Source organism: Qipengyuania intermedia (genome assembly GCF_019711615.1).
GTDB lineage: Bacteria > Pseudomonadota > Alphaproteobacteria > Sphingomonadales > Sphingomonadaceae > Qipengyuania > Qipengyuania intermedia.
The window spans coordinates 705,150-714,386 of sequence record NZ_JAIGNS010000001.1; the positions used below are offsets into that span (position 1 = coordinate 705,150).

Genomic DNA, 9,237 nt, shown 5'->3' on the forward strand with positions numbered 1-9,237 from the left:
GCCACCACGACAGGGTGAATTTGCACTGTTTTGAGGCGAAAACGGCCCTGTTTTCCACCGAAAGACGATAACTGGCGCCGCGCCCTTGCTCACAGGGGGTTAATTGCGCATTCAATACGCAAGCTTTCGGCAATGCACGCCGACGTTCTGGAGGGAAATTCTATGCCGATGGGTCGCACCATTCTGACCGCCACTCTTGCCTTCTCGCTCGCAGCCTGCGGCGGTGGCGGCGACAATGGTTCATCCAGCCCCATCGGCGGTGGCGGCAGCGGCGGTGGAGGCAGCGCGACCTGCTCGCTATCGGCCCGCCAGGATTGGGCCCGCGATGTGCTCAACGAATGGTACCTCTTCCCCGAACTGTTGAACCTCAGCGTGAACAAGTCGCAATATTCCGATGTTCAAAGCTACATCGACGCGCTGGTCGCGCAGGCGGCGGCGCAGAACAAGGACCGGGGGTTCACCTATCTCACCTCCATCCAAGAGGAAAACGAAGCGCTGCAGGGTTCGCGCGCCGGCCTGGGCATCCGCCTTACCACCGATGGCGTGAGCAGGCTCTTCGCGGCCGAAGTTTATGAAACAGGTCCTGCCTTTGGCGCAGGCTTCGACCGCGGCACCGAAATCCTATCGATCAACGGCCGGTCCGTAGAAGCCCTGTTCCAGAGCGGCGGTACCAACGCAGTACTCGATGCCCTCGGCCCGAGCGAACCGGGGGTCAGGCGCGACTTCTCTATTCGCGGCACCGACGGCGTGACCCGCAATGTCAGCGTGACGAAGGCCGACTACACGCTCGACCCGATTTCCGACCGTTATGGCGTCGTCATCCTCAACGACGGCACGGACAATGTCGGCTACATCAACCTGCGCACCTTTTTCTCCCAAGATGCGGACCCGCAATTGCGCGCCGCATTCCAGCAGTTGAAGGCCCAGGGCATCAACAAGATCATCCTGGACCTGCGCTACAATGGTGGCGGCCTGGTGGATGTCGCCAACACGCTGGGTGACCTGATGGCCGAAGGGATCGAAGGCCAGGTCTTTTCCAAAACCGTCTTGCGTCCCTCCAAGAGCGCAGAGAATTCGACCGAGCTGTTCCAGAATATTCCCGAGCAGATCGCGGTGACCAAGCTGGCGGTGATCGGCACGCGCAGCACGGCGTCTGCCAGCGAACTGGTGACCAATTCCTTCATTCCCTATCTGGGCGAAAACCTCGCGCTGGTCGGCTCCAATACCTTCGGCAAGCCTGTCGGCCAGTTCGCTTTCGACCGGTCGGCCTGCGACGACCGACTGCGGGCCGTGACATTCAAGACGGTGAACGCCAACGACCAGGGCGAGTACTTCGATGGCCTCGCCAGCGTCGTCCGCAAGACCTGTGCAGCATCGGACAATATCTTCCAGCCGCTGGGTGATCCTGCAGAAGCGTCTATCAGCGCCGCGCTGGATTTCATGGCGGGACGGTCTTGTACCTCGATCACCGGCGTGCAAAGCGCGCAGTCGAGCACTCCAAAACGCCGACTTCTCATGAAAGACCGCCCGAGCGAGTTCGAAAGAAACAACCCCGGGGTCTATTGATCGCGGGTCCTAGCCCAGGGCTGTAGCGAGCGTCGCCGCGCCGAGCAGTACAGACAAAGGAACGCGCAGCTGCATCCACCAGCGCGGTGCGAGTGCGCTAAGCCTTGCATCCACGCCCAAGCTTACCAGCAGGGCCGCGCCCAGCATGACGAGCGAAGGCTCGAGCGGACCTGCGTCCAAAGCCAGCGGTATCAGGCACGCGAGCGCTATCAGGCTCGGCGTTACGGCTGCGATCCAGAGCCAGCCGAGCGCGTTTCGCCGCTCTGCAGCCGGTGCACCGGCCGCGATGCCCCACCACATGCCGCCGAGAAAACTCAGGATCAGGCCTGCATAAATCGCTGCAACCCGCTGCGCCGGTGCGGACCAGTCGGGCGGCCCGAGCCAGACGACGGCAGCGCAGGCGAACTGAGGCAGCAAGCCCGCCAGACCGAGCCATCTTGGCATATTCGGGATGTCACGCATGCGAACTGGACCTCGGACGAATGGTTGGTGCCTGCAACGGCCTAAGGGGTTTCAGGGCCGGTGAAGGGTTGCCTGTCAGTATGTCCGCAACCGTTCAATTGTTCCTGACCCCAGGTAACCGTCACGGTGTACGGATAGGTCCGGTCGCTCATGCCGTCAGAGCAATCGCCCGGCGTCACCATCGCATCGAAGCTGGCTCCGTCCAATTGGCCGGAGAAGCTCAGACCGTTGAGCCCGGCGAAGCGATCTACCGCAAAGCTCGTGCCGTCGAGATTTTCGGGACTTTTGAAGAGCGCAATGTTGCCGCCGATCTCGACGTTCCAGAACGGTTCGGTACCGGAGAGGGTCACGATTTCATCGTCGTCGATACCTGTGAATTTATCTGCACTCTCGGCTTCACCCTGCCCTTTGCTGCAGCCTGCCAGCAAAGCCAGCGGCAGGAAGATGATGGTCGGTCTCATGTATCGGTTCCTGAATGTGTGCTCTTGATGAAACTGGCCGCATCGCGCAGCGCAGCCTTGCCTTCGGGTATCGGCAATATCATCCAGACGTGCTGCATGTGCTCCGCTTCCCGGTAAAAAATGGGCGGCCTTCCGGCCGCGTCCATCCTCTCGCGCAGGCGTCGGGCATCGACAAGCAGGATGTCGCGGGTGCCGACGAACACCGAAGTCGGGGGTAGATTATCGAGATCGCCGAACAAGGGGCTCAAACGCGTGTCATCCAGAGCGAGCCCGCCGGCATAGCGTTTACCGCAGGCTTTCAAGCCCTGCGGCGAGAGCATCTTGTCCCGAGGCTCTATCGCAGCCATTCCCTCGCCCGATGCGCTGGCGTCGACCCACGGGGAAAAGAGAGTGAGACTGCCGGGCATGGGCTTGCCGTCCTTGGCCACGTCCTGCGCCAGGGCGAGCGCCATGCCGCCACCCGCGCTGTCGCCGGCGAGAGCGATATTTTCCGCTCCATGTTGCTGGGCCAGTTCGTCGTAAAGGGCGCGCATCGCCGGTAGCGTGGTCTCGGCGGTCACCTCGGGTGCCAGCGGATAAATCGGCACGCTGGCGGACGCGCCCGTCAATCGGCACAGCTCGGCTATCGCCTCCCAATGCAATGCAGCAATATCCATCACATACCCGCCGCCATGAAAATAGAGCAGGTGGATGCCGGTAGCTTCGGCCTTCTCCAGCGGCTCCAGGGTGATGAGCGGATAGCCCCTGCTGCTGTCTTCCCGGACGGCGAAATCCCGGCGCACATTTTTTCCCGGGCGCGGCGATTTCGCGCGGCGCATTTTCGCAATTCTTTCGTCCATCCGATCGGGTTGCGAAAAGAAGCGCTTGATCCCGAGCAGGGGGAGAACAAGCTCGAACACCCGCGCACGCAAACTCACCATATTCCGTCTCTCCCGCAATTATCGAGGGGGATGGTAGCCCAGCGCACCTGATGGCGCTACCGGCCACGCTCCCCGAGCTTATTGGGAACTCGCGCCGGGCAAATGGTGTTGTGTTTGCATGAAGATCACACCCCAACTCCTCGCCGCCGTAGCGGTTGTGGCCATTGGCGGCGCGGTCAGCGGCGCGGCTATCGGTGACAGTCCGGTACTGCCGCGTTCATCGCAGGAAACGCTACCCGAAGCGCAGGTTTCGTTCGTGCCAGGCTCGCAGCAATCCTCCGCCGAACGTCCGCCAAACCATTATCCGCTCGAAACGAAGGACGGCACAATCCCCGTCGCCGAACTTTCCCTTCACGGCCGCTATCGCGACACGGCCCATGCCCGCTCGATGATGCGTGCACGGGATGCCGAGTTCAATTCGGTCGATCATGCCGGGAATTATTATAGCGATGCGGAGGTAGAGCGTCTCGCCTATGCCGAAGATTATGGGCCACAGCCGGTCGACCCGCAGCAACTCGCCGCAGCACGCACCGAACAGGCCTCTGCCGTCCCGGTCACACCCGAGCCCGCAGACTTCGTGGAAATGCGCAGGGGCAATGCCAAGTCCATCGATGTTGCCGCGGCACTGGCAAGTAACGGACGCTAACTTCGGCCACCTCATCCAGGCTCCAACAAAAAGGCGGCCCCGCGAAGGGCCGCCTTTTCTTATGCGTGAGATGTTATCCGATTACTGGGGCATCAGGACCGTATCGATGACGTGGATCACGCCGTTCGATGCTGCGACGTCGGTCGCGGTAACGGTCGAGGTACCGCCTGCGGCATCGGTCAGTACGACATTGCCATCGACGACATTCGCGGTCAGCGTGCCGCCATTGACGGTGTTGATCGTGTAGCCAGCTTCACCCGCGTCGGTGATCGCCTGCGTCAGCGTTGCCGCATCGATATTACCTTCCACGACGTGGTACGTCAGGATGTTGCCGAGCGCTTCGGTGTCGTTGGTGGTGAGCTCGGTAAGCGTAGCTTCCGGGATTTTGGCAAACGCGTCATTCGTCGGTGCGAACACGGTATACGGGCCTTCGCCCGACAGCGTTTCGCCGAGGTTGGCCGCGGTCACGGCGCTTACGAGCGTCGAGAAGGTTTCGTCACCTTGTGCGACTTCAACGATCGTGCCCGGTGCCATGTCGTCGTTCGTCATCTGGTCGGCGGCGGCGTTATCATCGTAACCCGCATTGTCGGCCGGTTCTTCGGCGCACGCGGCGATAGCTAGCGATGCGGCAGATGCGAGTGCAATTGTCAGCTTTTTCATGTGTTTACCCTTTTGTGTACTTGGACAGCGCAAATACAGCCGGCCCACCCGACTGGCGCTTCGCAAATCAAACGGGCGAAACGACAGGAATGTTCCGAATTTGTCGGGAATGTGGCAAGCTGAGTGAATCTTGCGACAGGGTGTTTCGCAAGGGCTGACGGCAGGTTTCAGGAAGAGGCGGCAGCTTCTCGTTCGGCCGCTTTCTCCAGTTCGATCTTTTCGCGGCGCTTGGCGACGGCGCGCGCTTGTTTGGCCAATCCCAGCCACGTCGCTTCGGAGCGCAGCGCCCGCTGACGTACATTGTCGAGCGTGGCCTTTTTCGCCTCGGCTGCAGCCTCGCTGGCTCGTGCGGAGTAGAATTCGTAAGTCTGGCTCATCTCGTGGCTCCGTAGGAAGTACGATAGAAATCGCGCGCCCCGGGGTTCGTGGCTCCGGCGGCGCGCGAAGTGTATCTTGGCTTAGTCGGCAGCCGAGAGGTTCACGGCGCTTTCCTTGCCGTTGCGGCCCTGCTCGACTTCAAAGTTCAGACGCTGGTCCTTGTCGAGGCTCTGCATGCCAGCTGCCTGGACAGCCGTGATGTGCACGAAGCTGTCGGGCGAACCGTCGTCGGGCTGGATGAAGCCATAACCCTTGTCGGCGTTGAAGAATTTTACGGTGCCAGTCTTGGCCATGTGGTGTTCCTTTCAAGAACGTAATTGCCCGCGCAGCAGCGTGCCGCATGGGTCGTGCGTCAAATCGTCCGATGAAAGGAAAACGTAGTCTGGTTTACGCCGGGGCCGATGAAACAAGGGCAGGCGGCGGTCGTCAAAATCCGAAGTCCGTCGCAAATTTCGACGTCAGCGAGGGCGCACTACCACGCCCTCGCCGAAACGCCTAATCTAATTACAGGACCTTGTCGGGTCGCGCATCGTGCCCGTGCCGCTCCGCCTTGCCAAACTGCCGTTCCAGCCGCTGCGCAAGCGTGCGCGCCGCCTTGCTGGCCGCATCGTCGACCTTGGAGGCGTGTTCCGTCACCCCGATGGGCTTGCCGCCACGCGGCCTCGCCTCGATCATGCAGACCTTGTCGTCCGCGCCGTGCTTCGGTCCGTTCTCGTCACGCACATGGATTTCCACCCGCGTGAGCCGGCCCTCGAACCGTGCCAGCTTGTCGCGCACGCTTGCTTCGATGCGCTCCGCGACGTTTTCCGTGCCCATCACCGAACTGTCGGAATTGAACTGGACCTGCATGGATAAGCTCCTTCTTGTGTTCTCTCTCTGACCCGTCCCACTTTTCGATATGGGAGCTAGCTCGGCGCTTTCCAGCACAATCGCAGCACCCGCGCCGCCGGGCACCGATCGCAGCTCCGCCCGTTGACATGGCATCCCCACACCCAGCCGGAGGCCTCCATGTCCGACCGTTCGCTTGCCCAGATCGCCGAGAAGCTCAAATCCATCGACATCGCCATGCTCGTCACCAAGACCGGGGCGGAAGGCGCGATTGCCGCGCGGCCCATGTCGAACAACAAGGACGTGAGCGAGAGCGACGGCACCACCTACCATTTCGCCACCGACGACGGCCGGATCGACGACGACCTGAAACGCTCCGAGGAATGCGGCGCCACCTATTCCAGCGGCGAGTTCTATTGCGCGGTCCAGGGCACCGGCAAACTCCACCGCGACCGTGCCGTGCTGGAAAAGCACTGGGTCGAGGACCTGGAGAAATGGTTCGAGAACGGCCTCGACACCGACGGGCTCGTCCTGATCGAGGTCAGCCCCCGCCGCATCGCCTGGTGGGAAGGCCGCGAACAGGGCGAACTAACCCCCTGACGCCCCGCGCCTCGCCTGTGGTCGAGCATGCGGTCGGGAAACGCCCCTACCCTTTCCCGAGCGCCGCGTCGGCCAGGATCGTGTCCATATACTCGCGCACTTCGACGATCTTGCCGTCCTCCAGGCGGAAGACGAAGCAATAGTCGTTGTCATATCGCGCGCCGTCGACCGTGGCCGCGCTGCCCTTGGCGATCACGGCCACGCGGTCGCCATCGGCGAGGATCAGTTCGGCCGTGGTGAGATAGGGTCCGTCGATCCGCGCGAAGAGCGGGCCGACGAGGTCGCGCTCCACCGCCTCAAGGCCCTTCAAATGTTTCGACCAGGCGGAAGAGCCCATGACCCGCCATTCGATATTCTCGTCGAACAGGGCGGTGAAATGCGTCGGATCGCCCTTCGCCAGTCCGTCGTAAGCCTTGGCGATGAGCGCGCGGTTGGTTTCGGTCTGGGTCATGGCTTGAGTTTCCCCCTCTACCCCCGCCCCGTCAAGTGAGACGCGCCGGCCCGCCGCCGCAGGAGGCCGGAGCGAAGGCGACAAAGGCGACACCCTGTCACCCGCCGCTTTCCGCCGAAAACCCGCATGATCGCGCGGTTTCGGGGGTCGAGCGCGAAGTTGACACATGGCGCGGGCAAACGTCCCCCGCGCTGGGCGGTCAGGTCGCCGTGAAGGGTGGCGGGGAGAGTAAGGGCAAGGCTTCGCCGGGTGCTCATCCGCGAGAATAGGGCAGGTTTTCGCGGAGTAGGAAAATCCAAATGCTGCCAATTGCCCTCAGCCAAGCAGAGGGCCCGCATTTCCCGCAGGCGCTAGGCCGGGTTTTCGTGAGGATCGGGCAACGGGGGGGGGGGGGCGAGAAACTTCGGACTGTCGCTTTCTCAACGGACAAATTAACTTAGGGAAAAGCCAGAATCCCCGACAATTCGTTATGCAGGATGAGCCCATTATCGGCAAAGTGATTGAAACGCGCAATCGTAGCGTTATGAAAAGTCACATTACTTTTATGGGACTAACATGTCAGAGAACGATTCATCTAATCCACACATCGTCGCCGATCAAATCGGGGGCCGGTTGCACCAAATCTTTGACGACCTGATCACAATTGAGAAAAAAGGTGGGATGGACGATGCCGCTTGTGAGCAGCGATTTCTTAGCCAATCCCTGGCGGCGCTTTCTCTACTTCACTATTCAGATTCGAATGTTTCTGACGCCGCAGCGGCGATTACAGACGGTGGGAAAGACGATGGTATCGATGCTGTATACGTCAGCGAGGCGCACAAGAAGCTTTTCCTAGTTCAATCCAAGTGGCTTAAAAATACCAATAAAGGAATCCCATTAGACGAGTTCACTCGTTTTCGCGACGGCGTTAAACGTGTCGTGAATCTTGCTTGGGACGAACGTAATTCAAATCTTCACCCCCATAGAGAAAAAATCGAACGCCTTTTAAGAGACATTGATGCCGAAGTTATCATGGTATTCGCGCATACTAGCGAACAAGATTTATCGGAAGATATAGAGCGTGCATGGACAGAGTACCTAGATGAGCAGAATAAGTATGGTGAGCTTGTAAAACCAGAGGTTTTTAGTCTGAAAGAAGCGCGCGAGACTGCGAGATCTCGGACCCGCCCAGAGGACATTGGCCTCTCTGTTATGCTCCGCAACTGGGGTTTGATCGCGGAACCCTACCGTGCGGTATATGGCTCGGTTTCCGCTCAGGACCTAGTCGCGTGGTTGCGAGATAACGGGGACAAGTTATTCGCGGAAAATCTTCGGTTTGGCATCGAGAAGTCGGAAGTGAACGATGGCATCAGAACAACAGCGACTGATGACCCTCAGAATTTCTGGTACTTTAACAACGGCGTGACGGCGATTTGCGATGAATTTGCCAAACAGGCGGTTGGAGGAAGCACAACCGACAGCGGTGTTTTTGATGTAAAAAAAATCAGCGTGATAAATGGAGCACAAACCATAAGCTCTCTATTCAAAGCTCAAAGTAACGGAGCCACGCTAGAAAACGTATTCGTCCACCTGCGTTTGATCTCTTTGGCTGGAACGCCTGAAAATTTTGCTGTCGATGTTACTACTGCGAATAACACTCAGAATGACCTTAGCCCAATGGACTTTGTGGCCGCCGATCCCAACCAAGATCGTATTCGGCGCGAAGCTGCTCAAAGTGGATTGATCTACACTTACCGTCGAGGGGACCAAGATCCTCCCAAGGATGCAGGATTTAACCTCCGCGAAGCAACAATTGCCGCTGCATGTGCTTCGGGAGAACTGCGGCTTGCAGTTAGCGCAAAAAGATACATCAGTGGTCTATGGGAGAATACGAAGCGCGAGCCGTACACTCGGTTATTCAATGAGGATACAGACGCAGAATGGCTTTGGCGCGCCGTTCAGATCGAACGGATCGTGGACGAAGTGTTGGAGGAAAAATCAAAGGAATTGGAAGGACGCGAGCGCCTAGTTGCCACTCATGCCAATCGATTTATATTGTTCCGCGTCTTTGAGGAAATAAAAGACGACATAAAGGAAAATCAGGTGGATGAGGGCCTCCATACGGTAGTCAAGGATCTTACCTCGGAATTCTTCCGTATTACGTTTGAACTTGTCGAAGAGCGTTTCCCGGACGCCTACCCGGGCAACATTTTCAAGAACACTGAGAGGCAATTAGAGATATCTCAGGCTATCCAGAAAATAAGGTCTGAAGAAGAATGATCTAGA

Annotated in this window: 12 protein-coding genes; 4 read left to right on the plus strand and 8 right to left on the minus strand. The window is 59.3% G+C overall.

Going from position 1 to position 9,237, the window contains the following annotated elements:
* The first annotated feature begins 168 nt into the window (after positions 1-168).
* A complete protein-coding gene (locus tag K3179_RS03505) occupies positions 169-1,566 on the plus strand; it encodes a S41 family peptidase (RefSeq protein WP_247712785.1) in 1,398 nt (465 codons plus the stop codon).
* Positions 1,567-1,575: 9 nt separating this feature from the next.
* Here the strand turns inward: K3179_RS03505 and K3179_RS03510 are convergent, their stop codons facing one another.
* The 3 genes from K3179_RS03510 to K3179_RS03520 are packed head-to-tail and all read right to left on the minus strand — an operon-like array spanning position 1,576 to position 3,409.
* A complete protein-coding gene (locus tag K3179_RS03510; RefSeq protein WP_221562487.1) occupies positions 1,576-2,028 on the minus strand; it encodes a DUF3429 domain-containing protein in 453 nt (150 codons plus the stop codon).
* Between the two features lie 41 nt (positions 2,029-2,069).
* Positions 2,070-2,489: a COG3650 family protein gene (locus K3179_RS03515; RefSeq protein WP_221562488.1), complete on the minus strand. Its 420-nt coding sequence runs from the start codon at positions 2,487-2,489 to the stop codon at positions 2,070-2,072.
* Positions 2,486-3,409, minus strand: a complete 924-nt coding sequence (locus K3179_RS03520) for an alpha/beta hydrolase fold domain-containing protein (protein ID WP_221562489.1) — start codon at positions 3,407-3,409, stop codon at positions 2,486-2,488. Before K3179_RS03520 ends, K3179_RS03515 begins: the two co-directional genes overlap by 4 nt.
* A 118-nt stretch (positions 3,410-3,527) precedes the next feature.
* On the opposite strand from K3179_RS03520, the gene K3179_RS03525 reads away from it, so the two are divergent.
* Entirely contained in the window at positions 3,528-4,055 is a 528-nt protein-coding gene (locus K3179_RS03525; RefSeq protein WP_221562490.1) for a hypothetical protein, read from the plus strand.
* Positions 4,056-4,136: 81 nt separating this feature from the next.
* Here K3179_RS03525 and K3179_RS03530 read toward each other — a convergent pair whose 3' ends face one another.
* From K3179_RS03530 to K3179_RS03545, 4 genes are all read right to left on the minus strand, one after another.
* Positions 4,137-4,715, minus strand: coding sequence for a fasciclin domain-containing protein (locus tag K3179_RS03530; protein ID WP_221562491.1), 579 nt, complete (start codon positions 4,713-4,715; stop codon positions 4,137-4,139).
* A 167-nt stretch (positions 4,716-4,882) separates the two neighbouring features.
* Complete coding sequence (locus tag K3179_RS03535; RefSeq protein WP_090477613.1) at positions 4,883-5,092, minus strand: hypothetical protein; 210 nt, start codon at positions 5,090-5,092, stop codon at positions 4,883-4,885.
* Positions 5,093-5,173: 81 nt separating this feature from the next.
* Entirely contained in the window at positions 5,174-5,386 is a 213-nt protein-coding gene (locus K3179_RS03540) for a cold-shock protein (protein ID WP_221562492.1), read from the minus strand.
* 211 nt (positions 5,387-5,597) lie between these two features.
* Positions 5,598-5,942 (minus strand): HPF/RaiA family ribosome-associated protein, encoded by a 345-nt coding sequence (locus K3179_RS03545; RefSeq protein ID WP_221562493.1) that lies wholly within the window; start codon positions 5,940-5,942, stop codon positions 5,598-5,600.
* Between the two features lie 159 nt (positions 5,943-6,101).
* Here K3179_RS03545 and K3179_RS03550 point away from each other — a divergent pair, with 159 nt between their 5' ends.
* Positions 6,102-6,521, plus strand: a complete 420-nt coding sequence (locus K3179_RS03550; RefSeq protein ID WP_221562494.1) for a pyridoxamine 5'-phosphate oxidase family protein — start codon at positions 6,102-6,104, stop codon at positions 6,519-6,521.
* 46 nt (positions 6,522-6,567) lie between these two features.
* Here the strand turns inward: K3179_RS03550 and K3179_RS03555 are convergent, their stop codons facing one another.
* A complete protein-coding gene (locus K3179_RS03555) occupies positions 6,568-6,972 on the minus strand; it encodes a nuclear transport factor 2 family protein (protein WP_221562495.1) in 405 nt (134 codons plus the stop codon).
* Between the two features lie 555 nt (positions 6,973-7,527).
* On the opposite strand from K3179_RS03555, the gene K3179_RS03560 reads away from it, so the two are divergent.
* Entirely contained in the window at positions 7,528-9,231 is a 1,704-nt protein-coding gene (locus K3179_RS03560) for an AIPR family protein (RefSeq protein WP_221562496.1), read from the plus strand.
* Positions 9,232-9,237 lie beyond the last annotated feature (6 nt).